20 protein-coding genes are annotated in these 22,962 nt (G+C 58.9%); 8 read left to right on the forward strand and 12 right to left on the reverse strand.

Features of this window, described 5'->3' with window-relative positions:
- Window positions 1-44: 44 nt before the first annotated feature.
- A complete protein-coding gene (locus AB4Y71_RS08140; RefSeq protein WP_441719427.1) occupies window positions 45-707 on the reverse strand; it encodes a phosphoribosyltransferase in 663 nt (220 codons plus the stop codon).
- 210 nt (window positions 708-917) lie between these two features.
- Between AB4Y71_RS08140 and AB4Y71_RS08145 the strand changes: the two genes are divergently transcribed.
- Together AB4Y71_RS08145 and AB4Y71_RS08150 are read left to right on the forward strand one after the other, a co-directional pair.
- Entirely contained in the window at window positions 918-1,199 is a 282-nt protein-coding gene (locus tag AB4Y71_RS08145; RefSeq protein ID WP_441719429.1) for an acyltransferase family protein, read from the forward strand.
- A gap of 161 nt (window positions 1,200-1,360) precedes the next feature.
- A complete protein-coding gene (locus tag AB4Y71_RS08150) occupies window positions 1,361-1,951 on the forward strand; it encodes an acyltransferase family protein (protein WP_441720570.1) in 591 nt (196 codons plus the stop codon).
- A gap of 206 nt (window positions 1,952-2,157) precedes the next feature.
- Here AB4Y71_RS08150 and hpaD read toward each other — a convergent pair whose 3' ends face one another.
- From hpaD to ilvD, 8 genes are all read right to left on the reverse strand, one after another.
- The gene (gene hpaD / locus AB4Y71_RS08155) at window positions 2,158-3,255 is read right to left on the reverse strand and encodes a 3,4-dihydroxyphenylacetate 2,3-dioxygenase (RefSeq protein ID WP_041649587.1); all 1,098 of its coding nucleotides are present in this window, start codon (window positions 3,253-3,255) and stop codon (window positions 2,158-2,160) included.
- Window positions 3,256-3,318: 63 nt separating this feature from the next.
- The gene (hpaE, locus tag AB4Y71_RS08160; RefSeq protein WP_441719432.1) at window positions 3,319-4,812 is read right to left on the reverse strand and encodes a 5-carboxymethyl-2-hydroxymuconate semialdehyde dehydrogenase; all 1,494 of its coding nucleotides are present in this window, start codon (window positions 4,810-4,812) and stop codon (window positions 3,319-3,321) included.
- An 80-nt stretch (window positions 4,813-4,892) separates the two neighbouring features.
- Window positions 4,893-5,552, reverse strand: a complete 660-nt coding sequence (locus tag AB4Y71_RS08165; protein ID WP_013348678.1) for a GntR family transcriptional regulator — start codon at window positions 5,550-5,552, stop codon at window positions 4,893-4,895.
- Window positions 5,552-7,078 (reverse strand): fumarylacetoacetate hydrolase family protein, encoded by a 1,527-nt coding sequence (locus AB4Y71_RS08170; RefSeq protein ID WP_441719434.1) that lies wholly within the window; start codon window positions 7,076-7,078, stop codon window positions 5,552-5,554. Before AB4Y71_RS08170 ends, AB4Y71_RS08165 begins: the two co-directional genes overlap by 1 nt.
- A gap of 350 nt (window positions 7,079-7,428) precedes the next feature.
- Entirely contained in the window at window positions 7,429-8,664 is a 1,236-nt protein-coding gene (locus AB4Y71_RS08175) for an ABC transporter permease (RefSeq protein ID WP_441719436.1), read from the reverse strand.
- The gene (locus tag AB4Y71_RS08180; protein WP_441719439.1) at window positions 8,661-9,368 is read right to left on the reverse strand and encodes an ABC transporter ATP-binding protein; all 708 of its coding nucleotides are present in this window, start codon (window positions 9,366-9,368) and stop codon (window positions 8,661-8,663) included. Before AB4Y71_RS08180 ends, AB4Y71_RS08175 begins: the two co-directional genes overlap by 4 nt.
- Entirely contained in the window at window positions 9,358-10,437 is a 1,080-nt protein-coding gene (locus AB4Y71_RS08185; protein WP_441719442.1) for an efflux RND transporter periplasmic adaptor subunit, read from the reverse strand. Before AB4Y71_RS08185 ends, AB4Y71_RS08180 begins: the two co-directional genes overlap by 11 nt.
- Before the next feature lie 1,256 nt (window positions 10,438-11,693).
- Window positions 11,694-13,622 carry a dihydroxy-acid dehydratase gene (gene ilvD, locus AB4Y71_RS08190; protein ID WP_013348687.1) on the reverse strand — a complete coding sequence of 643 codons (1,929 nt, stop codon included), beginning with the start codon at window positions 13,620-13,622 and terminating at the stop codon, window positions 11,694-11,696.
- An 85-nt stretch (window positions 13,623-13,707) separates the two neighbouring features.
- Here ilvD and AB4Y71_RS08195 point away from each other — a divergent pair, with 85 nt between their 5' ends.
- The gene (locus AB4Y71_RS08195; protein WP_134780430.1) at window positions 13,708-14,487 is read left to right on the forward strand and encodes a helix-turn-helix transcriptional regulator; all 780 of its coding nucleotides are present in this window, start codon (window positions 13,708-13,710) and stop codon (window positions 14,485-14,487) included.
- 163 nt (window positions 14,488-14,650) lie between these two features.
- On the opposite strand, the gene AB4Y71_RS08200 is transcribed toward AB4Y71_RS08195, so the two are convergent.
- The 3 genes from AB4Y71_RS08200 to AB4Y71_RS08210 form a co-directional block, all read right to left on the reverse strand.
- Window positions 14,651-15,343: a hypothetical protein gene (locus AB4Y71_RS08200; RefSeq protein ID WP_441719445.1), complete on the reverse strand. Its 693-nt coding sequence runs from the start codon at window positions 15,341-15,343 to the stop codon at window positions 14,651-14,653.
- A 264-nt stretch (window positions 15,344-15,607) separates the two neighbouring features.
- Window positions 15,608-16,357, reverse strand: coding sequence for an alpha/beta fold hydrolase (locus tag AB4Y71_RS08205; RefSeq protein WP_441719446.1), 750 nt, complete (start codon window positions 16,355-16,357; stop codon window positions 15,608-15,610).
- Window positions 16,358-16,801: 444 nt separating this feature from the next.
- Window positions 16,802-16,942, reverse strand: a complete 141-nt coding sequence (locus AB4Y71_RS08210; RefSeq protein WP_441719449.1) for a hypothetical protein — start codon at window positions 16,940-16,942, stop codon at window positions 16,802-16,804.
- Between the two features lie 206 nt (window positions 16,943-17,148).
- Here AB4Y71_RS08210 and AB4Y71_RS08215 point away from each other — a divergent pair, with 206 nt between their 5' ends.
- The 5 genes from AB4Y71_RS08215 to AB4Y71_RS08235 are packed head-to-tail and all read left to right on the forward strand — an operon-like array spanning window position 17,149 to window position 22,860.
- On the forward strand, window positions 17,149-17,877 hold the full coding sequence (locus tag AB4Y71_RS08215) for an NUDIX hydrolase (RefSeq protein ID WP_441720572.1): 729 nt from the start codon (window positions 17,149-17,151) through the stop codon (window positions 17,875-17,877).
- A gap of 51 nt (window positions 17,878-17,928) precedes the next feature.
- Complete coding sequence (gene nadA, locus AB4Y71_RS08220) at window positions 17,929-19,218, forward strand: quinolinate synthase NadA (protein WP_441719451.1); 1,290 nt, start codon at window positions 17,929-17,931, stop codon at window positions 19,216-19,218.
- A complete protein-coding gene (locus tag AB4Y71_RS08225; protein ID WP_441719454.1) occupies window positions 19,215-20,858 on the forward strand; it encodes an L-aspartate oxidase in 1,644 nt (547 codons plus the stop codon). The genes nadA and AB4Y71_RS08225 overlap by 4 nt, the downstream gene beginning before the upstream one ends.
- Window positions 20,855-21,721 carry a carboxylating nicotinate-nucleotide diphosphorylase gene (gene nadC / locus AB4Y71_RS08230; RefSeq protein WP_441719456.1) on the forward strand — a complete coding sequence of 289 codons (867 nt, stop codon included), beginning with the start codon at window positions 20,855-20,857 and terminating at the stop codon, window positions 21,719-21,721. The genes AB4Y71_RS08225 and nadC overlap by 4 nt, the downstream gene beginning before the upstream one ends.
- Window positions 21,718-22,860, forward strand: coding sequence for a cysteine desulfurase family protein (locus AB4Y71_RS08235; protein ID WP_441719459.1), 1,143 nt, complete (start codon window positions 21,718-21,720; stop codon window positions 22,858-22,860). The genes nadC and AB4Y71_RS08235 overlap by 4 nt, the downstream gene beginning before the upstream one ends.
- Window positions 22,861-22,962 lie beyond the last annotated feature (102 nt).

The raw sequence follows: 22,962 nt of genomic DNA on the forward strand, positions 1-22,962 counted from the left end.
GACAAGGGAAGTGGCTGTGGGGCCGGCTCGTCCAGTGGCGGAATCTAGTCTTGTAGACGCAGAAGCTGCAGCACACGCGCCTGATTGATCTGGGTGAAGTCCCGGTAATACGCGCCCACGGCGCCGAAATTCTCTGGCGTCCAGACCGCGTATACATGCTCAGCAAGCGATTCGAGCTCTTCCACTGACTCCCGTGCGGCGACGGGTATCGCAATGACGATGGACTTTGCTTCCAACCGCCGCACCAATTCAACGGAGGCTTTCATGGTGGCGCCGGTCGCGATGCCGTCATCGCACAGAATCACCGTTTGCCCGGTCAAACCCGGGGAGTAAGCCCTGAAGGTGTCGGCCAGCAGCATCAGTTCCGAGTGCGTCCCGTATTCCAAGGAGTCCAGTTCATCAGCGCCGAAGTAGCGAAGTGCCCGGCGGTAGATCTCCTCATTGATGTAGCGTCCGTTGCCCGAGCCGTAGTGGGCGATAGCGCCGAATGCCAGTTCAGGATTGCTCGGTACACCGAGCTTGCGAACTGCCAAGGCACCCAGACGCGCTTCGAGGATCTTGGCGACCTCATAGGCGATCGGGACTCCGCCGCGCAAAAGGCCTAAGACCGTGTAGCTGCCGGCGGGCAGCTCCAAGGCCAGCCGCATGCCCAACGCCGCGCCGGCGTGGCTGCGATCATCAAACTTCAGGCTCTGGTCAGTGGCCATATACCCAGTCTTGCCCAAAGCCCGGGAAAATCAAGGGCACCCAAGGATCCTGAAGATGGGTTCCACAGAAACGGGAGCTCTGAAACGACCCCAGATACCTTTTACCTTCAGTTGGAACTTGTCGGAAGCAGAGCCACCAGTCCGGCTGTGTTACCGGCCCGGAGTCCTGCGGTGGCATGAGTGACAATCCTGTGCTGGTAGCCTAACTCGGTGACTGAACTATCTAGCAGGGTCAGGGTGCACCGACTCGATGTAGCAAAAGGCGCACTGATCATTTTGGTTGTCCTAGGCCACCTGTTGGAAGCGACCGCAGGATGGGAAGCTCGAACCACCAGACTCCCGCTGACGGCCATCTATATGTTCCATATGCCGGCGTTCGTTTTTCTTGCAGGAATCACCGCCAAGTCCACGCAGCTTCCTCGGCGAATTGGCGTGTTCCTCGTCCTGCTGGTCGTATTCCAGACGCTCTATTTTTCGCGGTACCACTGTTAGGTTTAGAGCGGACCTTCTCGCTTGTCAGACCCTTCTGGATCCTCTGGTTCCTTTTGGCCATGTGCTGGTGGCAGTTGCTGACGCCTCTAATCTCCAAGTTCCCCAAGACATCCGTGGGCCTATCATTTCTCATAGCTAGTATGTCGGGCATTTTTGAATAGATCGGCTACGACTTCACCTTCTCCCGTGCCGTCGACTTCCTGCCATTCTTCGTCGTGGGTGCGACCCACGGACAGGTGATTCTCCGCACTGCAGGTCGTATTGCCGTTCAGTGGAAAATTGCAGGAGTTGTAGCGCTGGCCGGAGCGTGGTTGTATCTGTATTATCGAGACACTCGGCCTGGATGGTTGTACGGCAGTTTCTCCTTCGAACGCCTGGATACTCAAGACCCTCAAGGAGTGCTCTTCCGCATTGGTCTGCTGTTCATTGCGTCTGCCGCGATATTCGTATTCTTATCTCTGATGCCGGACAAGGATGGCATGCCAGCTATGCTCGGCCAGCGAAGCTTGGCGATATATCTCATGCACGGTTTCGTAGTTCTCGCTATTACTCCGTATCTTCCCCTGATCCTTGACCAAACAAATAGCATCGTGGCGTTCGTGGCTGCGGTTCCCTTGACCGTGCTGACAGTAGCGCTGTTCGCATTGCCTGTCTTCGACCAGCTGATTCGGTGGTTCAGCCAATTCATCGTCAGACAGATATCTAAGCCCTTGGTGTTGGCGTACCAGCGACTTTGGGAACCGCGCAACTAGGCACGTCGAGATCTTTGGCGGTTACTGGTCTACTGCTGGCCTGATACGTGCTTTCAGCTACCACTGTTGAGGAGATTGGTCATTCATATCGAACCACTGCTGAAAATAAGAAAATCCCGGGTCCTTCGCGATAATTTCGCGAAGGACCCGGGATTTTGCGTAGCAGCTCAGGGAAGCTGCAAGCTCACGTCCAGAGCTTGTTCGGCTTAGACCTGGTTGCCCAGCTTGAAGCCCTTGGAAGCCTGGCCGTGGTACGAGCCATCTTCGTCACCGGCACGGGTGAAGGAGAAGCCGTCGGCGCCGATGGTGACTTCCAGTTCGGAGTCGTCGGTGCGCTCGATGACTTCCTGCACGTTGCCATCCAGGTCCAAGACCTTGGAAGCTTCGGTGTACCAGGAAGGAACAACTGGGTTGCCCCACCAGTCACGGCGCTGGTTATCGTGCACGTTCCAGGTGATGGTCGGGTTGTCCGGATCGCCGGTGTAGTAATCCTGGGTGTAGATCTCGATGCGGTGGTCATCTGGATCCAGGATGTACAGGTAGAACGCGTTGGAGACACCGTGGCGGCCCGGGCCGCGCTCGATGCGATCCGAAATGCGCAGTGCACCCATCTTGTCGCAGATCTGGATGATGTTGTGCTTCTCGTGGGTGGAGAAGGCCACGTGGTGCAGGCGCGGGCCGTTGCCACCGGTCAGTGCGGTGTCGTGCACGGTGCCCTTGCGGTGCATCCATGCTGCGTAGGTGGTGCCTTCGTCATCCTGGATGTCCTCGGTGACGCGGAAGCCCAGGTCCTCGAGGTACTTGCGGCCGCGTGGCACGTCCGGGGTGACCTGGTTGAAGTGGTCCAGGCGAACCAGTTCGCCAGCCGAGTACAGGTCGTAGCGCATGTGCAGGCGCTCTACGTGGGTGGTCTCGAAGAAGAACTCGTATGGGAAGCCCAGTGGATCCTCAACGCGCACGGCGTCGCCGATCCCCTTGACGAAGCCTTCCTTGCGGCGCTCGGTGCGGCAGCCCAATTCCTTGTAGTAGGCCTCGGCCTTGTCGACCTCTTCGGTGGAACGCACGCGGAAAGCCATGGCCTTCAGTGCGGCGACCGGACCCTTGGTCAGAACCAGGTTGTGGTGGATGAACTCTTCGAAGGAACGCAGGTAGATCTGGTTCTCGTCTTCGTAGGAAACATGCAGGCCCAGAACGTCTACGTAGAAGTTGCGGGAGCGCTCCAGGTCGGTGACGACCAATTCAGCGTAGGCGCAGCGCAGGATATCCGGTGCTGGAACCGAAGGGGTTGGGATCGGGTTTGCGATCTCTTTGCTCATGATTTGCTCCTTTGCAAGCAATAAAAACTAGTGGGTGGAAGCGAAAGCTTCCTAGACGCCGAACTTAGGGGAGTGCGCTTCGTTCAGGGTGATCTGGATGGACTGCTGGGTGGTGTAGAAGTCCACCGAGCGGTAGCCGCCTTCGCGTCCCAGGCCCGAAGCCTTCACGCCGCCAAATGGGGTGCGCAGGTCGCGGACGTTGTTGGAGTTCAGCCACACCATGCCCGAATCGATCTGGTGTGCGAAGTTGTGTGCACGCTTCAGGTTGGAAGTCCACACGTAGGCTGCCAGGCCGTACTTGGTGTTGTTGGCCAGCTCCAGGGCTTCCTCGTCGGTGTCGAACGGGGTGATGGCCACAACTGGGCCGAAGATCTCGTCCTGGAAGATCTGTGCATCCGGTGCCACGTCAGCGAAGACGGTCGGTGCAACGTAGTTGCCCTCTTCGAAGCCTTCGGCGCGGCCGCCGCCGGCCAGCAAGCGGCCTTCGCTCTTGCCGATCTCGATGTAGCTCATGACCTTTTCGAAGTGGTTCGGGTGCACCAGGGCGCCGACTTCGGTCTTCGGATCGCTTGGCAGGCCAACGCGGATGTTCTTGGCGCGCTGCGCGAACTTGGCAACGAAATCATCGTAGATATCGCGCTGTACCAGCACGCGGGAGCCGGCGGTGCAGCGCTCGCCGTTCAGCGAGAAGACACCGAAGACGGTGGCATCCAAGGCTGCTTCCAGGTCAGCGTCGGCGAAGACGACTGCTGGAGACTTGCCGCCCAGTTCCAGGGACAGGCCCTTGAACTGCGGGGCTGCAGCGGTGGAGATGGTGGCGCCGGTGGAGGAGTCGCCGGTGAAGGAAACCAGTGGCACATCCGGGTGCTTGACCAGGTAGTCGCCGGCTACGGAACCGGAACCGAAGACCAGGTTGAAGACGCCTTCTGGAAGGCCTGCCTCGCGGAAGATTTCTGGCCACAGTCCTGCGGAGAGCGGGGTGTAGCTTGCAGGCTTCAGGACTACCGAGTTTCCGGTAGCGATGGCCGGAGCCAGCTTCCAGGATTCCTGCATGAACGGAACGTTCCATGGGGTGATCAGTGCGGCCACGCCGATTGGCTTGCGGTTCACGTAGTTCATCTGGCGCCCTGGCACGCGGAAGGTGTTGTCCACCTGCGCGACGATCAGGTCAGCGAAGAAGCGGAAGTTCTCAGCTGCGCGGCGAGCCTGGCCCTTGGCCTGGGTGATCGGCAGGCCGGAGTCGTAGGACTCGAGCAGCGAGAGCTCTTCATCGCGGGACTCGACGATGTCAGCGATCTTGTGCAGCACGCGGGAACGCTCGCGCGGCAGCATCTTGGACCATGGGCCTTCCTTGAAGGCCTTGTTTGCGGAGGCAACAGCCAGATCCACGTCTTCAGGCTGTGCCGAAGCTACGGTGGCGTAGTTGGTGTTGGTGACCGGTTCCTGCACGTCGAAGGTTGCTCCGCCGATGGAGTCAACGAATTCGCCGTTGATGTAGTGCTGCAGGTGGGTCGGAAGGTTTTCCGGTACGAAGTGCTTGCTCATGGCAATTCCTTTCGTGCGTTGTCCCGGTGTTTCCACCGGATGGATTTGGGCAAAACTATGGGTGGTGCCGGTGCTGGTGGCTAGATGGCGCTCGGTGCCATGCCGGCAGCCTTGAGGTAGGCGTTCAGGGTGTGGGCGCGGTGCTCGCGCGCCGCGGCCTCGATCTGCGCCGGGGTGGCATGGGTTCCGATCAGATCCAGCAGCTTCTCATGCTCCTGGACCGAGGCGCGGGCCCGGTTCGGGATGTGCGTGAAGGAACTCGCCCGCATCGCTGCCAGCCGGCGCCATCCGCGCTGGACCAGGTCCAGGATGTGCGGATTGGGACACTGGCCGTACAACAGCTGGTGGAACTCGGTATTCATCCTGGTGAAGGCCACCGGATCGAAGTCCTCCAGGCACTGGCGCATCTTCTCGTTCAGCGCCCGTGCCTTGGCAAGCCACGCGGCATCCATGGAATCGGCGGCCAGCGCGGTAGCTGCCGGTTCGATGACCATCAATGTCTGCATGGTGTGCAGGTACAAGGTGGAATCCACGTGGGCTACCGTCGCCCCGACATTGCGGGTGAAGTGGACCAGGCCTTCGGCTTCCAACCGGCGGATCGCCTCGCGCACCGGAACCACGGAGCAGCCCAGCTCATCGGCGATGGTGCCCAGCACCAGCCGATAGCCGGGGGAGTACGCCCCGTTGACGATGCGTTCGGAGACCAGCTGGTAGGCCGCCTCGGACTTGGATGCGGTCATTACAGCGACCATGAGTCCAGATCCGGGCTGCCTGCGTCCTTCCAGGCGTTGTACTTGGTCTTCCATTCGGCGTTCATCGGGAACAGGCCCTCGATGCCGTGGCCGCGCTTGACCATCGCGAAGATGAATTCATCATTGGACTCGGTGACCATTGCCTCGGCGGCAACTTCTTCCACCATCGCTGGCGGGATGACCACGATGCCGTCGGAGTCAGCCACGATGACATCGCCTGGCTGGACCGAGACGCCGCCGCAGGCCACGGTGATGTCCTTGTCCCAGGCAACGTGCTTGCGTCCCAGAACTGCCGGGTGCGCGCCGTTGTAGAAGACCGGGATGTCCAGGCCGGAGACTGCGTCCAGGTCGCGCACGCCGCCATCGGAGATGATGCCGGCAGCACCGAGCTGCTGGGAGCGCAGGGCCAGGATGTCGCCCAAGGTGGCCGAACCGGTTTCGCCGCGGGCCTCCATGACCAGGATCTCGCCGTCGCCCAGCGAATCGATGGACTGCTTTTGCATGTTGTAGCCAGCGCCGTGGGCCTTGAACAGGTCCTCGCGGTTCGGGATGTAGCGCAAGGTGCGGGCGGTGCCGATCACGCGCTGCATGCCCTTGGTGGCACCTGGCACTTCGATGTTCACGTTGTTCAGGCCGCGCTTGCGCAGGGTGGCTGAAAGGGTTGCGGTGGCTACCGACGCCAGCTGTTCGCGGACCTTGTCGGTCAGCACGTCCTTGCCGGTGAGGATTGGTGCCATGCCAGCGGTCTCGCGGTCGCCGTAGGCATCTTCCTTGTCCTTGTCGGTGACCTTTGGCTGGTTGCCGAAGGCGGCGAAGGTGGCGGTGCCCTCGGTGGCGGTGGTCTTCAGCTTGCCAGTGGTGGCGCCGGTGACCAGGTCGGTCACCTCGACCTCGACGACATCGCCTGGGAAGAAGACGGTGGAGCCGGCAGGGGTGCCGGTGAGGATGATATCGCCTGGCTGCAGGGTCATCTGCTGGGACAGGTCGGCCACGATGGTGGCGAAGGAGAAGAGCAGTTCCGAGGTGTCGGCGTCCTGGGCGATCTTGCCGTTGACCCAGGTCTGCACGCGCAGCTTGGCTGGATCCAGAGTGGCCGCTTCCAGTGCTTTCGGGCCCATCGGAGTGTAGCCGTCGCCGGACTTGGAGCGGATGTTCGAGCCCTTGTCCGCGTACTTCATGTCGTGCACGCCCAGGTCGTTGGAGGCGGTGACCGAGCCGACGTAGCTCCAGGCGTCCTCAACCGTGACGCGGCGGGCGGTCTTGCCGATGATCAATGCGATTTCGCCTTCAAAGGCGAGTAGTTCGGTGCCTGCTGGGCGTTCCACGGTGGAACCGCTGGCGGCCAGCGAGCTGGTGGCCTTCATGAAGTAGCTAGGGAACTTGGGAGTACGGCCGCGCTGTGCTGCGCGCGAAGAGTAGCTCAGGTGTACGGCCAGGATCTTGCCTGCCTGGGCGAAGGTCTCTTCGGTTACTGGAACAATGTTGCTCACCGTTGATCGGCCTGCTTTCGTCATACATCAAGTCGTACATCAAATCGTATACGATCAGTGTGCTCTCAATCTCAAACGGTGTCAAGTGGACCGGAAAATTTTTTGCCATGGACGGAGCATAGGCCTGAAAATCCGCTGAATCACGGGAAATTATTAAGGATAGTCCGGGAGTCCAAACCGGTGCCATTGGGGCTCATAAGGCCATGTAGGCCAGCGCACAATCGGTGGTTCAAATACCTGCCAGCCAGTGGATTTGATATCAGATCCGATATTTCTGCCGGGAAACGCAGAGCAAAAAGGCGTTGGCCGAAGAAAATATCTTCGGCCAACGCCTGAGCATGTCCAGCAAAACTCGCGTTTGCCGGTTCCAAGCCTTAGACGCGAATAGCATCCACAATCTTGACTCGGGCTGCCACCAGCGCAGGAAGAACACCGGTCAGTGCGCCTACGGCGATGGAAACTCCCATGCCAAGTAGGGCCGCACCGATAGGGAATGCAGGCATTTGATCCAGCTCGGTAGCCATCACCATATTCAGCAGATTCTCGTTGGAGACCAAAGCTACGGAGATGAGCACGCCAATGCCACCTGCTACGGCCGTGGCTACGACGCTTTCCATCATCACCGAGAAGAATACGCGTCCGGTTGTTGCACCGAAGCTGCGTCGGATACCCACTTCGCGGATACGCTGCTTCATGGTCACCATGGCAACATTGAGCAGACTCAGGGAACCAAGCAGCAAGATGATGATTGCGATACCGGCAACCACCATGGTCAACATCTTCAAGCTCTCATCAGCACCCCACATCAGATAATCTTCGCGGTGCGCATCAACTGTGAGACCAGGAAGTTCTGCCTGCATTTGCTGGCCGAAGTGCATGGCCAGCTCTTCGGATCCCTCAATGGGCACCCACAGCTTGTAGCTGACCTCATTGAGCGGAGCTTGGCTGCCGAACCAGTGCTCATAGGTGGCTGGCAGCATCCATAGCCTGCCGCCCATGCCGTAGTTAGTGCCCTTGGTAGTTCCGATGACCGTAACCGAGACGGCCTTGCCATTGCTCATTAAGTCCACGGTTAACGGCAGCCGGTGGCCTTCCAATCCCAATTCCTTCATGAAATTTCGGTCAACCACCGCCGCTGGTGCAAGATTCCGGGCATCTTCGGCTTCCAACCAGCGGCCTTCAGTAACAACCAGCCGGTGCATTGGTGCGTAGTCGGGATCAACCACCATGACCTCGGCATCAACACTCATGCCTTGGGCTGAAGCCGTCTGCTCGTAGTTGCGTCCCATCATGGTGGTGTACTCGACCTTGAAACGGTCACTGGTCTTTTGAAAGGCTTCGTCAATTTGGGCGTTGCCCGCAGGGCCACCGTCCGAGTTCGGGTCGACGGCGTAGACAACGATCATTGCTGGACGACCCTCGCTTTCAAGGTTTTCGGTCATCATCTGACGCGCCATGCCAGCTCCGGCCAATGCGGTAGTCAACGAGGCCACGGCGATGGTGACACCAACCAAGGAGAGCAAGACGCGCAACTTGTGAATACGCAGTTCCTGCCATGCCTCCAGCAGTGCAGCCGCAAAACCGGTCCCTAAGCGGGTTAAGGATTTCATCTTGCTGCCACCTCACTGAGCGGATGCAGCCGCCCGCCATCCAACTGCAGCTGTTCTCGGGCCAAGGCCGCAACATTGCTGTCGTGCGTGATGGTGATCAGGGCTGCACCGGAATCAACCGTGGCGGAATCCAGGAGATCCATCACTGCCCGTCCGGTAGCGACATCCAAGGCACCGGTGGGCTCATCGGCCAGTACGACTCGTGGCCGGCGGACCAGCGCGCGAGCGATGGCCACACGTTGCTGCTCACCACCGGAGAGGGTCTGGGGCATTGAATCCAAGCGTTTGCCCAGTCCTACGCGCTCCAAGGACTCGGTTGCTAGCTTGCGCCGATGCCAGAATTCACGGCCACTGGCGTACATCAGTGGAGCCATGACATTTTCCAGGGCAGTGCGTCCTGGCAGGAGGTTGAACTGCTGGAAAACGAAACCGAGGTCGCGCCCGCGTGCCTGGGCCGCCTGCTTGGCGCTCAGTCGAGTGGCATCCTTGCCTCGCCACTGCAGGCTGCCGCTGGTGGGGCGGTCAAGCAGGCCAAGGATGTTCAACAGGGTGGATTTGCCGGTGCCGGAACGACCGACGATGGCAATATGATCGCCTTCGGAAACACTGAGATCAATCCCGTTCAGGATGTGCAGCTCGCTGTCATCGGGCAGCAGGACGCTGCGGGTGACATTCTCAAGCTTCAGTAATGGCTCACCACTCATCTGTGGCGTACTCCATCCCCATCATGTCTTCAGGCGACGGGGTGGAACCTGGAACGAAGCGGAGCACTTCGGTTTCATCCTTCAGCCCTGAGATCACTTCGATGACCTTTCCGTCGGTCACGCCAAGCTCGACTTCGGTGCGGATTTCCTTGCCGTTTTCATCCAGCTTCCATACCGCGCCCTGGCCAACCAAACCACGAACAGCGGATACAGGAACGGTCAATACGTCTTCAGCTGAGCCAGCATCAATTTCCATGGTCATGTTCAAGCCATCGAATACTACGGTCTCCGTGGGTACAACACAGGAAATCTCGCTGCTTGAATCACTGTCAGCAGATTCATCAGCCACCATCGGGCCCGAGAATGAACCCATGTTCTGGTCCTCGGTGCTGCCGCTAGCCTTCTTTGACGCACTATCACCGAAGTTCAAGTTCTTGCAGGTAAAAGGCTCCGGGCCACCGTCAATGGTGATCGTGGCTTCAAGATTTTCATCAAGCAACCGGTAGCGATCCAGTGGATCAACCGAACCAACGGCCAAGAACTCCTGGGGCTGAATGCTGCCGAGCGCTGTGCCCTTCGTGGTGTCGTCGCCGACCTCAAGTTGGAAGGCTCCGACCTTGCCCGTGGCCGGTGCATATACGTCGTGGTACTTCACGACCGGTGCGGCAGCTCGTGGCTGTTGTTCGTCCTGGGGTTCTTCCTCTTCTGCGCTGTCGGTCTCCACAGAATCCGGCTGGGATTCGACACGGATCTGGAAAATTCGATCTCCGAGGGAGACATTGTCGCCGGGCTTGACGAAAGCCCAATTAACGACGCCGTCAACCGGTGCATTCAGCTCTTTTGATTCGGTGAGTTTGATGGAACCACCGATGGATAGCTTGTTCTCGACAGTTGCTTTCTCGGCGAAAACTGTCTCGGCCGGAATTTCTCCTGTCGGATACAAGTCGTCGTCGCTGGCAGCGGATCCGCCGGCAAATGCGAGGTTAACGAGGCTAACGGCGATCAAAGCGCCGATAATCAGCCATGCAGTAGGGAGGAAAATGCGACGGAACGCGCGTCGTTGGGTCATAGGGTTGCTCTTTTCACCCTCTATGTTTACCAAGGTAATCTGGATTTACCAAGGCGACATGGGGAAATATATCAATACCTATCTAAATATTGCGATGAGATGGTGTCTGCGCCTTCTGCTTGGATTGCTGTCGTGGCATCTGGATTGAGTACGGATAAGAGTGTTCGAATGGGTGGCCGACACTAGTCTCGAAGAAGAATTCGAATTCAATTTCTCAGGATAATCGATGTGAGAGATGGAGAAAACGCGGTGGCATGTGCATTTTAAGCAAAGACAAATAAACGCACTATTTGCTTCACATATTTCAAGGATAATCATTCCAGAAATGCAGATTAATGACTAGTCAGAATCGTCCGACAGGCGTATGATAACAAGATGCCCTTTCATTGCGTTGGGGGATTTAAAGACGCTGTGGACTCTCGTATTTCATTTCGCATCTTTAGGTAGAATAGGGATTTTCCCTAGCGGTGGAGGCATGTGGGGGTGGCTCCACCGTTACCTACCTCTTAAGACGGGAAGTCCGGATGCGCTCCGGTATCTCCCTGCGCGAAGGCCTATAGCGGCAGCGTTCTGGTGCTGGAGACGCCGGCTAGGTTGACGTTAACGGCTCCACCTCTTTACGCGTCAGCGTTTGGGAACTTTCATTTTGGTCGGACTAAGGCATCCGGTGGGGTTGCGGCTCAAGGAGCCGGTCACGTGTGACGCAGACGCTGTTCCCAAGATATCTGATGGCCGAGTCCCGCATCAGAAGTATTCATTCTTGAGCATAATATGCATCAAATATGGGTGCGAAAGCGATGCTTTCGACCTTGAAGATGGCTTCAGGTCGGGTCGAAACAGTACCGGCTTATGTGCCTAGAAATTCGCTAAATGAAACGGAAATCGGCGCATATTGATTCGGCATTTGAGCCAGATGATTCGTCGAATCGTGAATCGTCACCCCAGATTTTCCATGCTTGTCCCAAGTTCTGCCACTCTCGATCTAACGTACTCTTTGGCCGGCACAAAGCTGACATACAAGCCCAACGCACGTCTAAAGCCAGGCGCGGGGCTGAAAGAGCATTTGCAAAGGCGTGTGCTCTAAACCAAACTTCCGGTGGCCCACTCAGCGCGCAACACTTTATCGACTGGCAGCAGGAGTGAAAGGGCTACACGACAGGGTATGGACAAAACTGCCGGGAATATGAGCAAAGCCCGTTTTCCCTGAAGACTTCAGGGAAAACGGGCTTAGCGCTGTGTGGTAGTGCGCAGCTGGTTTATGCCTTGGCAGATCCTGCAGCGCGCAGAGCTGCTGCAGCGCGTTCATCCGATTCACGCATGGCACGCTCGACACGATCCACATCGCGTACGGCGCCCTTGTCTGCAGACAAGGCCATGGCTGCGTAGGCACGCAGTGCAGGAGAGACCACACGCTCGCGGTTCTTCGGACGGTAGCCGGTGGTGGCGATCAAGCGCTCGCGGCGTTCGTCCAGTACTTCGTCGGAGACGTTCAGGGTCAACTCGCGGGTTGGGATGTCGATGGAGATGATATCGCCATCTTCAACCAGAGCGATCATGCCGCCGGAAGCCGCCTCGGGGGAGACGTGTCCGATGGACAGACCCGAGGTGCCGCCCGAGAAGCGGCCATCGGTGATCAAGGCGCAGGCCTTGCCCAGGCCACGGCCCTTGAGGAACGAGGTTGGGTAGAGCATTTCCTGCATGCCCGGGCCGCCCTTAGGACCTTCGTAGCGGATGACCACCACGTCGCCTTCCTTCACCTGCTTGTTCAGGATCTTCTCGACGGCTTCATCCTGTGATTCGCAGACCACTGCCGGGCCGGAGAAGGTCCAGATCGATGGGTCAACGCCAGCGGTCTTGACCACTGCGCCGTCCACCGCAATGTTGCCTCGCAGCACGGCCAGACCGCCGTCCTTGGAGTAGGCGTTCTCTACCGAGTGGATGCAGCCTTCAGCATCATCGGTATCCAGCGCGGCCCAGCGTTCGGACTGCGAGAAGGCGGTTGAGGAACGCACGCCGCCCGGAGCTGCATGCCACAGGTCGAAGGATTCTTCCTTGGCCTTGCCGCTGCGGATATCCCAGTCGTCCAGCCATTCGCCCAGGGTTGCCGAGTGGACGGTGTGCACAGTTTCGTCCAGCAGGCCGCCGCGGCGCAATTCGCCCAGGATTGCCGGAATGCCACCGGCGCGGTGGACATCTTCCATGTAGTAGATGGTGCCGTTGCCGGCAGCGTTCGGAGCAACCTTGGCCAGGCAAGGTACGCGGCGCGAAACTTCATCGATCTCGTCCAGGCCGAAGTCCACGCCGGCTTCGCTGGCAGCAGCCAGCAGGTGCAAGATGGTGTTGGTGGAACCGCCCATGGCGATATCCAAGGCCATGGCGTTGCCGAAGGCCTTCTTGGTGGCGATGCTGCGTGGCAGCACCGTCTCATCGTCTTCGCCGTAGTAGCGGTTTGCGATATCGACAACCAGCTTGCCGGCGTTCTGGTACAGGTCCTTGCGAGCGGTGTGGGTGGCCAAGGTGGAACCGTTGCCTGGCAGGGACAAGCCCATGGCTTCGGTCAGGCAGTTCATCGAGTTGGCGGTGAACATGCCCGAGCAGGAACCACAGGTAGGGCAAGCCGACTCTTCGATGCGCAGCAAGTCTGCATCCGAGACGTTTTCATTCACTGCCTCGGAGATGGCGTCAACCAGGTCCAAGGTGCGTACGGTGCCATCGACCAAGGTGGCACGGCCCGATTCCATTGGGCCGCCGGAAACGAAAACGGTAGGGATGTTCAGGCGCAGTGCGGCCATGAGCATGCCGGGGGTGATCTTGTCGCAGTTGGAGATGCAGATCAGGGCGTCAGCGCAGTGCGCATTGACCATGTACTCCACCGAGTCCGCAATCAGATCGCGCGAAGGCAGGGAGTAGAGCATGCCGCCGTGGCCCATGGCGATGCCATCATCTACGGCAATGGTGTTGAATTCGCGAGGGATGCCGCCAGCTGCGGTGATGGCCTCGGAAACAATGCGGCCTACCGGCTGCAGGTGGGTGTGTCCGGGGACAAACTCGGTGAAGCTGTTGGAGACAGCGATAATCGGCTTGCGCCCGAGGTCAGCGCCGTTCACGCCGGCTGCGCGGAACAGTGCGCGAGCGCCGGCCATATTGCGGCCATGGGTGACAGTGTGTGAACGAAGTGTGGTCATACATAAAATCTCACCATATTTTTGCCCTCAAACCCAGACGGTGACGATACTAGTAGTACTACTACCATGCAACAAGGTGATTCCAATGAAACCAAGTCAACGACGCCGTGAAGAACTCGCAGCCTTCCTCAAGGACCGCAGAGCTCGGGCAGATAGGTCTTCGCACGGACTGCCGGAGATCGGACGCAGTAGGGTGCGTGGTTTGCGCCGTGAAGAGGTGGCCACCTTGGCCGGTGTTTCTGTTACCTGGTACACCTGGCTGGAGCAGGCCCGCGACATCAATCCCTCGCGCCAAGTTCTGCAGTCCCTGGCCAGACTGTTCCGGCTCACTTCGGTGGAATCCTCGTATCTGTTTTCGCTGGCCGGGCATGGTGAGCTTGAGCCCATCGGAAACGGCGGCATGACCCCAGCCCTGCAACGCCTGCTCGACGCCTTGCAGTTCCCGGCCTTCCTGCTTTCGGCTGACTGGACCATCTTGGGTTGGAATACTGCCTACGAAGAGCTGTACCCGCGCGTGGCTTCGCTGGAGCGCGAAGACCGGAACCTCTTGTGGCTGGTTTTCACCGATGCGCAACTGCGTGAGATGCTCCCGGATTGGGAGGTGCAGAGCCGAGGTTTCGTTGGAAGCTTCCGTGCGGAAACCCGCGGGTGGCTGAGCCCGTCGGGGGAGAGCGGCATCGTTGCCCGAGTCTCCGCGGCTTCCCCGGAGTTCGCTGCCATTTGGAATGAGCGGGACGTTGCAGGATTCCAAACCGGTGAGCGGGTATTCCGTCATCCAACCAAGGGCCTGACCCGCTATGAACAGCACAATCTGACTCCTACGGAAGCCACGGACCTGACCTTGCTAATGTACACGCCACGGTAGAGGCAGATTGCAGCAGAAAACAATCTTGAGCGAGCTAGAGATGTTACACAGATGTAATCATGAACAGAGGCAAAGTGCGTTGATAGGGCACACTTCGTGATTCAGTCGCTGGTAAGCATCAAGTCCTTCGAAGGCTAGCTATCCAAAACTATGTGCGGGCGGGCTAATCAAGATCCAGTGTGAACTCCGTGCCTGAACTGCGGGGGAAGCTGATCTTTCCGAGATCGCTAGCCGTTTTTGCTTCCATGGCAACGGAGACCAGCCCGAAATCGGTGGCCGCGAATTCCACTGGCGGACGCAAGTCTTCGTGATTTCCTTCGATTTTCAGCAGCTCGGTACGCACCGTTTCTTCGGTGAGGTCAGGTGGTAGCAGGTAGAGCTCCACGCCAGGGGTGCTGCTGGTGGCGTCAATGTCCAGATGCAAACCTTCCTCTTTGACCTCTGCGGGATCCTCGCATTCAACTTCTTCCTCGCTCATTGTGCCGTTGGCGTCTTGCGATCCGTCGTAGGCCCATGCAATCAGGCACAGTTCGCCAGAATCGTTCACGGCAGCGTATTGCTTCGCGTAGCTCATCTGGGCCAATGCTCGGATGCTGTCTTGATCGATTTCAGGATCAGTGACAGGTTCCGGAGTCTTGTCTTGATCCGTGGCGGCATTTTCCAGAGTCGGAACAATGTCAGCTGCCTGGACCGATGCCGGTGAGGAAGGTTGTGCGGAAGAAGATTCTGCTGCGGCGGGTGAGGATTGGGAAGGTGCTAGGGAGGTTCCCGGTGCCGCGTCTTCTGTTGCGGCGCACGCGGTAGCCAGCAGTGCGATAGTACCGAGTGCGAGTGCTGCAGAGGCTTTGCGGTTCATTTTCTACCTTCGTTTACGTGGGCAGTCGCCATGATTCGATTGATGGAGGTGATACACCGTGCCATAAATCATCAGAGCAGATATCGAGGAGCTAGCTTGCTATTCCGACCTTAACGATTACGAAGCGCGTAGGGCAACAGGAAAGTGAAACTAACAGCGCGAATTAACGAAATCGTTATGATGAAAAGTCGGATTGCCGATTAACTGCACAGCTGGCGGCACCTGTGCGTTGATTCGCGCAGGTGCCGCCAGCTTGGTGATCGGCTAGATGGAGAAGAACTCCACAGCTTTTTCCTTGAACTCACGGCTTGTGACCGCGTTCGCGTGATTGCGTCCTGGCAGCCAATGAATTGATGAGTCGGTTCCGGCCTCCCTGAGCAAGCGGCGCAGCTCGGGCATGGTGGTCGCCAAGTCATCGTGGTCCCCGGCGACCAGCAGAACCGGGCATGCGGGGATCTTGGATGCCGGGACGTACGGATCGGTTTTAATTGCTTCGATCAGGCGGAAAAGCGCTTCGAAGTCGTTGCTGCCCTCTGCCTTGGCGATAGTGATGACCTTGGCGGTGTATTCGTCATGCACCTCTTCACCATGGTCAATGAATGCGCGGGCCTGGTCGAGTTCGAAGGCGGCCAATGGATCGATGCTGGCAGCTCCGCCCATGATTAGCTTGTTGACCAGCTCGGGGAAGTGCGCAGCGAATTCCCATCCCAGGCGTGCACCCAAGGAGTAGCCCAAGACATCGACCTTGCTGATGCCGTGCTCTGCCAATGCGGAGGCGATCGATTCGCGGATCCGGGTCGGAGTCCACGATCCGTCGTTTCGGTAGGGATCGGTGCCGTGGCCTGGCAGGTCTAGCAAGATGGCATCGCGCCCGTGGGTAGTGAAGTGCTGGACCCAGCGTGAGCGCATCCAGTTCATATCAGCCGACGAGGCGAAGCCGTGGATGAGAAGTACCGGAGGTGCGCCGGTCTCGGTATCCGTTGAAATCACACGTAGGTTCAGCTCCAGAGTCATGCTCTAGATCCTAGGCGACTTCAGGCTTTCGCGCCTGTCATCGCGGCATTGGCAGATGAATGCGCTCAAAGAGCGGTTGAAACCAGTGCACGCGTAGACAAAATGTCACTTCCATCCCGGCTGCGGGAGCGCTCTGCCTGATCCATTGATATCAGATTCCAGCGCTTGGACTCTGCCGATCCTTGAGGGTCTTGGACGCGCTGCCCAGCTCCGGGATTTCGACCTTGGTGAGGCCTGCATCAGGGTTATCGGACAAAACCGATACGTCTTCGATCAGGCTGGCAAGGCAATTCTTGGCATCCTGAACCGAGCTGATAAGCAGCTTGCGGCTTCAGATTCGATCTCCAAGTAGGCGAATTCTGAGGTGGCAATGTCCAATACCCACCGGGCAATGAGCGGTTTGGCCAGTGCCGGTGCGGACTGAACCCACAATTTGGCGAAGTCTCAATATGGCTGCGCATCATCAGAGATCCGGTGGAAGTCGAAGTTCTCGTAAATCGCTTCCGGGTCAAGGCACAAGGCCAGGGAGACCATCTCGGTCAGCTGTCCTGCCTCGATGGCATCTTGAATCTGTGAAACCGTCAAGTTTATTCACTCTTCCGTCCGTTTGCAGAAGTTTAGGCCTTTTGAGCGAGGGGATATGCCTTAACCAGCGAGTGTGTCGTTGGGTGCATCGCGGTTTGATAAGCATGTTTTGGATTTTTTGGTCTGCATGTAGCAGCGCAAGCCTTGTTAATGTCACAATGACTTTAACAAAATTTGAACACATCGCATCGGAGAGCACGCGCAAGATGTCATCGGTACCAGGATGGGCGAACGTCAACGAACGCCGGAACCTGCCACCAGCCCTGGCCGTATCCACCGTGATTCTAGGAATCCGGGAAGGGAAAGACGGCGGTCCGGATAAGCTCTGCTTGCCGCTGGTACGTCGCATCCGCCAGCCACACGCCGGCATGTGGGCGTTGCCCGGAGGCCCGGTAGAACCCCGTGAATCCTTGGGCCAGGCGGCCAGCCGCAACCTGGCCGAAACCACGGGCCTGCGTCCGAGCTATCTGGAGCAGCTTTATACCTTCGGGGATATCGACCGCTCGCCAACCCACCGGCTGGTCACCATCGCCTACTTTGCGCTGCTGAACGCAGATCAAGTGGGCGCCACCGTCCAAGACGAAAACGTGGCCTGGTTCGATATCGATGATCCGCAGATTGCCCAGATGGCTTTCGACCACCGGAAAATAGTCGACTACGCGCTCTGGCGATTGCGCAACAAGACCGAATACGGCCAGATTGCGCACCGGCTGCTCGGTGAACGCTTCACCCTGGCAGCCTTGCGCGGAGTCTACGAAGCGATCCTGGGACGCCGGCTGGACCCAGCGAACTTCCGCCGCACCCTCAAGAGCACGGCCTCCATTGAGGAAACCGATGAGTATCTGGCCGGAGGAAAGCACCGGCCGCCACGGCTGTACCGCTATGCCGGACACGGACGCGACCCGCTGCAGGTCGACACCGAACAGAACAACTAGGCAACACCAACCACGCCAAGCACGCTGAACAACCCCGCGAAAGGGGACCTCATGAACTCGCATCTCACCCAAACCGCTGAAGCCACCGGCTCGGTCGCCCAGAACATTGCCCGGCTGAACCTGCTGGCACCGGAGTCCACCTGTTCCTCAGACCTCGCGGCCAGCCCGTGGGACACACCAGCCGGATACGGTCCGGGCGCATCCCAAGAAGACCAGATTCCTTCCGGCTACCCGGTGCAAGGTTCGATTCCCGAGGAATACCTGAAGGCCAGCGACGAGGAATTGGACGCGCGGATCGTGGCCGCCAAGGCAACACTGGGGGATCAGGCCGTGATCCTCGGCCACTTCTACCAGCGCGATGAAGTGGTCAAGTACGCCGACTTCGTGGGAGATTCCTTCCAGCTGGCCAATGCGGCATTGACCCGAGACAAGGCAGAAGCCATTGTCTTCTGCGGTGTGCACTTCATGGCCGAAACCGCCGATATCCTCAGCCGTGAGGACCAAGCGGTCATCCTGCCCAACCTGGCAGCCGGCTGTTCCATGGCGGATATGGCCGATGGCCCCAGCGTCCAGCAGTGCTGGGAAGAACTCACCGCGCTGTACAAGGATGAAGAAGACGACGGACGGATGCCGGTCATTCCGGTGACTTACATGAACTGCTCGGCTGAACTCAAGGCTTTCGTTGGACGCAACGGGGGACTGGTGTGCACTTCCTCGAATGCCGCCACCGTACTGGAGTGGGCCTTTGAACGTGGACGCCGAGTCTTGTTCTTCCCCGACCAGCACCTGGGACGCAACACCGCCAAGGCCATGGGCATTGAGCTGGAGCAGATGCCCATGTGGACCCCGCGCAAGGCTCTGGGCGGCAATGATGAAGCCACCATGCATGATGCCAAAGTCATTTTGTGGCACGGCTTCTGCTCGGTGCATAAGCGCTTCAACCCTGCCCAGATCGCCAAGGCCCGTCAGGAATTCCCGGGCGTACGCGTCATTGTGCACCCAGAGTGCCCCATGGAAGTAGTGGATGCAGCAGATGAAGCCGGATCCACCGACTACATCCAGAAGGCCATCGCAGGCGCGACCGAGCCAACAACCTTTGCCATCGGCACCGAAATCAACATGGTGAACCGTTTGGCCGCGCAGTACCCGCAGCACACCATCTTCTGCCTGGACCCGGTGATCTGCCCGTGCTCCACCATGTACCGCATCCACCCCGGCTACCTCGCCTGGGTGCTGGAAGAACTCGTGGCCGGGCGAGTGGTCAATCAGATCACCGTTCCGAAAGATCAGCAGGGTGATGCAAAGATCGCTCTGGAGCGCATGCTGGCCGCCAAGCCATGAACCGGGAAGAGAACTCATCACCGCAACTGGTGATCGTAGGTTCCGGGGTGGCCGGTTTATGCGCGGCGCTGCAAGGCGTTGAACTGGGTCTGAACCCCATCGTGCTGAGCAAGGACAAGCTGGGAGACTCGAACTCCAAGCTCGCCCAGGGCGGACTCTCTGCTGTCACCGCAGCTTCGATTTCCCACGGAGACTCCGTTGCCAAGCACGTGGCCGATACGCTCAGCGCTGGCGCAGGGCACTGCGGGGTGGGCCCGGTGCAATACATGTGTTCGGCAAGCGACGAGCTGGTCCAGGCCTTGGAATCATATGCGGTGAACTTTGACCGTGATGAAGCCGGCACCTATCAGCTGGGTCTGGAAGCGGCACACAGTGCACACCGTATTTTGCATATCGAGGGAGATGCCACCGGCGCCATGATGGTGCACGCCTTAGTTCGCGCCGTACGTGCGTTGGAAGCAGAGCATAAGCTGCGCATCGTTGAAGATGCTGTTGTCACCGATTTGGAACTGCAGGATGGAAAAGTCACCGGGGTGAAGTACCTGCGCCACGATGGCGAGCAGAGCCTGCCTGCCCACGCAGTGCTTCTGGCAACCGGAGGCCTGGGCCAGCTCTATGCTGCTAGCACCAACCCGCAGGGAGCAACTGCCGACGGTATTGGCCTTGCAGCCAGAGCCGGTGCAGTGATTGCTGATGCCGAATTCATCCAGTTCCATCCGACCTTGGTTGACCCGGCCCAGTATCCAACAGCCGGCATGGTCTCCGAAGCCGTCCGCGGAGAAGGGGCCATCTTGGTCAATGAAACCGGGCAGCGCTTCATGGCAGAGATCCACTCGGACGCCGAACTGGCACCACGCGACGTCGTAGCTCGCGGCATCCATGGACAAATCCAAGCAGGGCACCGGGTCTACCTCGATGCCCGGGCGGTAGAAGAATCCCGGGGAGCGGGATTCCTAGCCAAACGATTCCCCTCCATCACCGCCAGGCTCGCCGCTTGCGCCAAGGACGGAACCGGGCTGGATATGGCACACGACCTGATCCCAGTAGTTGCCGCCCAGCACTACTTCATGGGTGGAATCTATACCGACACCGCAGGGCGAACCTCAGTGCCCGGGCTCTACGCGGCCGGCGAATGCGCCAACACGACAGTTCACGGGGCCAACCGCCTGGCCAGCAACTCCTTGCTGGAAGCGATGGTGTTTGCCCGAGGTGCCGTAACCGCCATACGCGGCGATTCGCCAGCTGCCGGCTGCGAGGTCGATCCACTGAGCATCCAGCAGATCGATACGCCCAACCCAGCAGCGCCATTAGGCCTTGAACAGCTGCAAACGGCCGCCAGCGCCAAACTCGGGGTCCATCGAACCGCAAACGATCTCGAAGAAATGGCGCAGCTGCTGGCAAAGGGCGCACCGGTAGCCGCAACCGCGCGCGAACAAGCTGAACTGCGCAATCTATGGATCACCGCGCGGATCATCACCGCAGGCGCCATTGCACGTACCGAAAGCCTGGGCGCACACCACCGTGTGGACGCACCGAAGAACCTTTCCGGCAACGCTGGCGCAGGGATTCGCTATGGCTGGACCCTGCGCCCCAGCGAGCTGAACAATGAGAACCTTTTGAGCAAGGAAATGAACGCGTGAACACTTTGATCCACCCGGTACCCGTAGCGGCTATGGACCGCATCATCGAGCTGGCGCTCGCCGAGGATAACCCGCGTGGCGACATCACCGCACTGACTATCGTTGCGCAAGATGCCCGAGCTACCGCAGTGGTCAAGGCGCGCCAGCCCGGCGTGCTGTCCGGCGGAGATGTATTCACCCGGACCATGCACCTGGTTGATGCCCAGCTGGAAGTTGAGCAACTGATTCCCGAGGGGGAAAAGTTCGAGGCAGGGGACGATTTGCTCAAGGTAACCGGTCCGGCAGCCAGTCTGCTGACCGCAGAACGCGTGGGACTGAACCTGCTGCAGCGCATGAGCGCTATCGCCACCGCAACGGCGCAGCTTGTGGACCTCGTGGCACATACCAAAGCCCGAATTGTCGATACCCGCAAAACTACTCCAGGCCTGCGCGTCCTTGAACGCTATGCGGTGCGATGCGGTGGCGGGGTGAACCACCGAGACAACCTCTCTGATGCTTTCATGGCTAAAGACAACCACCTGGCCTTGTTGGACAACGGAGAACAACTCACCGCGGCGCTGAAATCAGTTCGCGCACGGCTAGGACACACCACTTCGATGGAAGTTGAAGTGGATTCCATTGAACAGATTCCGCCGGTGCTCGCCGCCGGAGTAGACATCATCATGCTGGATAACTTTGATCCTGCAGATATCCCGGCAGCCATTGAACTGATCGATGGGCAGGCAGTGGTGGAAGCCAGCGGAAACATCAACGCGTCAACCGTCGCGGCTGTTGCTGAAGCCGGCGTTGATGTCATCTCCTCGGGCGCTATTACCCACTCGGTGAATGCAATTGACCTTGGACTGGATATGGTTATTGCATGATTTACATGGATGCCGCAGCGACTGCGCCACCTCGGCAAAACGTTCTGGACATGATCAACCCGTTATTGACCAAGGACTTCGGTAACCCGGCATCTTTGCACGAATCCGGGCAGCAGGCCAAACGAGCCAACGACTGGGCCCGCACGCAGGTAGCCGGCCAACTAGGCGTGGCAGCTGAGGAAGTCTATTTTACTTCCGGCGGCACCGAAGGAGCCAACGCAGCGGTCATCGGGGCGGCCTTGGCCAACCCCCGGGGACGAGTGGTGGTGTGCAGCTCGGTGGAGCATCCAGCGGTAATGGAAGCCTGCAAGTATCTTGTTGAATTCCATGGATTTGAACACCGGATCATCCCGGTCACCGGCACGGGCCTCGTTGATCTGAAAGCAGCGGGCGAACTCATTGACACCGATGTTGCAGTGGTATCGGTGATGGCCGTAAACAATGAAGTGGGGACCATCCAGCCGGTGGCTGCAGTTGCCGAACGGGCCCATGAGGCCGGAGCCCTGATGCACACCGACGCAGTGCAAGGTGCCGGGTGGATTGATCTGAAGCCATTGTGTGCCGCCGTGGATGCGCTGAGCATTTCGGGACACAAAATCGGAGGTCTCAAGGGCAGCGGGGCAATGTACCTATCTGCCAAGCATCGCTTCGTGCCACTGCTGCACGGTGGCGGGCAGCAAGGGGGAATGCGGTCTGGAACTGAAAATCCGGCGGCCGCTGTAGGCATCGCCGTGGCTCTGCAGGCAGCGACCGCACAGCGTGAAGCGGGCCTTGGTGCAAATTTCGGCCCATACCTGATCGAACGGATCCTCAAAGAACTCAACGCCAAGCACCCAGGCAGCGTGCAGCTCACGGGGGACCCCGTCCACCGAGTGGGCGGCATCGTTTCCTTTGTCTTCCCGCAGACCGCCGGTGAAACGGTGCTCATCGAGCTGGCACGCAAGGGAATCCTCTGCTCATCGGGTTCGGCGTGCGCGGCTGGCTCAACCGAACCGTCAGCGGTGCTGACCGCCATGGGGTATGACGAACAGCTGGCGCATACGGCCCTGCGACTGTCGTGCACCCGCACAGCGAAAGAAAACGAGATCAGCCAGGTCGCTTCGGCGGTTGTCTCCTGCGTTTCGGGGCTGTTGGGCTGAACGCACTGAAGGCGTAATCCTACTCACTTATGGACCTGTTCAAGAGACCGACTTTGGCATTGAGGATGCTTGACGGCCTCGAATATGGCAAAGTTGCCTTGA

Origin of the sequence: Glutamicibacter sp. MCAF14, from assembly GCF_052114325.1 — a bacterium.
Classification (GTDB): domain Bacteria; phylum Actinomycetota; class Actinomycetes; order Actinomycetales; family Micrococcaceae; genus Glutamicibacter; species Glutamicibacter arilaitensis.

Coding starts and splice junctions, on each gene's coding strand:
- hpaE (WP_441719432.1), bottom strand. CDS start 4,812: ATGAGCAAGCACTTCGTACCGGAAAACCTTCCGACCCACCTGCAGCAC.
- AB4Y71_RS08140 (WP_441719427.1), bottom strand. CDS start 707: ATGGCCACTGACCAGAGCCTGAAGTTTGATGATCGCAGCCACGCCGGC.
- AB4Y71_RS08215 (WP_441720572.1), top strand. CDS start 17,149: ATGTCATCGGTACCAGGATGGGCGAACGTCAACGAACGCCGGAACCTG.
- AB4Y71_RS08170 (WP_441719434.1), bottom strand. CDS start 7,078: ATGACGAAAGCAGGCCGATCAACGGTGAGCAACATTGTTCCAGTAACC.
- AB4Y71_RS08225 (WP_441719454.1), top strand. CDS start 19,215: ATGAACCGGGAAGAGAACTCATCACCGCAACTGGTGATCGTAGGTTCC.
- AB4Y71_RS08175 (WP_441719436.1), bottom strand. CDS start 8,664: ATGAAATCCTTAACCCGCTTAGGGACCGGTTTTGCGGCTGCACTGCTG.
- AB4Y71_RS08205 (WP_441719446.1), bottom strand. CDS start 16,357: ATGACTCTGGAGCTGAACCTACGTGTGATTTCAACGGATACCGAGACC.
- nadA (WP_441719451.1), top strand. CDS start 17,929: ATGAACTCGCATCTCACCCAAACCGCTGAAGCCACCGGCTCGGTCGCC.
- AB4Y71_RS08185 (WP_441719442.1), bottom strand. CDS start 10,437: ATGACCCAACGACGCGCGTTCCGTCGCATTTTCCTCCCTACTGCATGG.
- AB4Y71_RS08180 (WP_441719439.1), bottom strand. CDS start 9,368: ATGAGTGGTGAGCCATTACTGAAGCTTGAGAATGTCACCCGCAGCGTC.
- AB4Y71_RS08165 (WP_013348678.1), bottom strand. CDS start 5,552: ATGACCGCATCCAAGTCCGAGGCGGCCTACCAGCTGGTCTCCGAACGC.
- AB4Y71_RS08200 (WP_441719445.1), bottom strand. CDS start 15,343: ATGAACCGCAAAGCCTCTGCAGCACTCGCACTCGGTACTATCGCACTG.
- ilvD (WP_013348687.1), bottom strand. CDS start 13,622: ATGACCACACTTCGTTCACACACTGTCACCCATGGCCGCAATATGGCC.
- AB4Y71_RS08235 (WP_441719459.1), top strand. CDS start 21,718: ATGATTTACATGGATGCCGCAGCGACTGCGCCACCTCGGCAAAACGTT.
- AB4Y71_RS08195 (WP_134780430.1), top strand. CDS start 13,708: ATGAAACCAAGTCAACGACGCCGTGAAGAACTCGCAGCCTTCCTCAAG.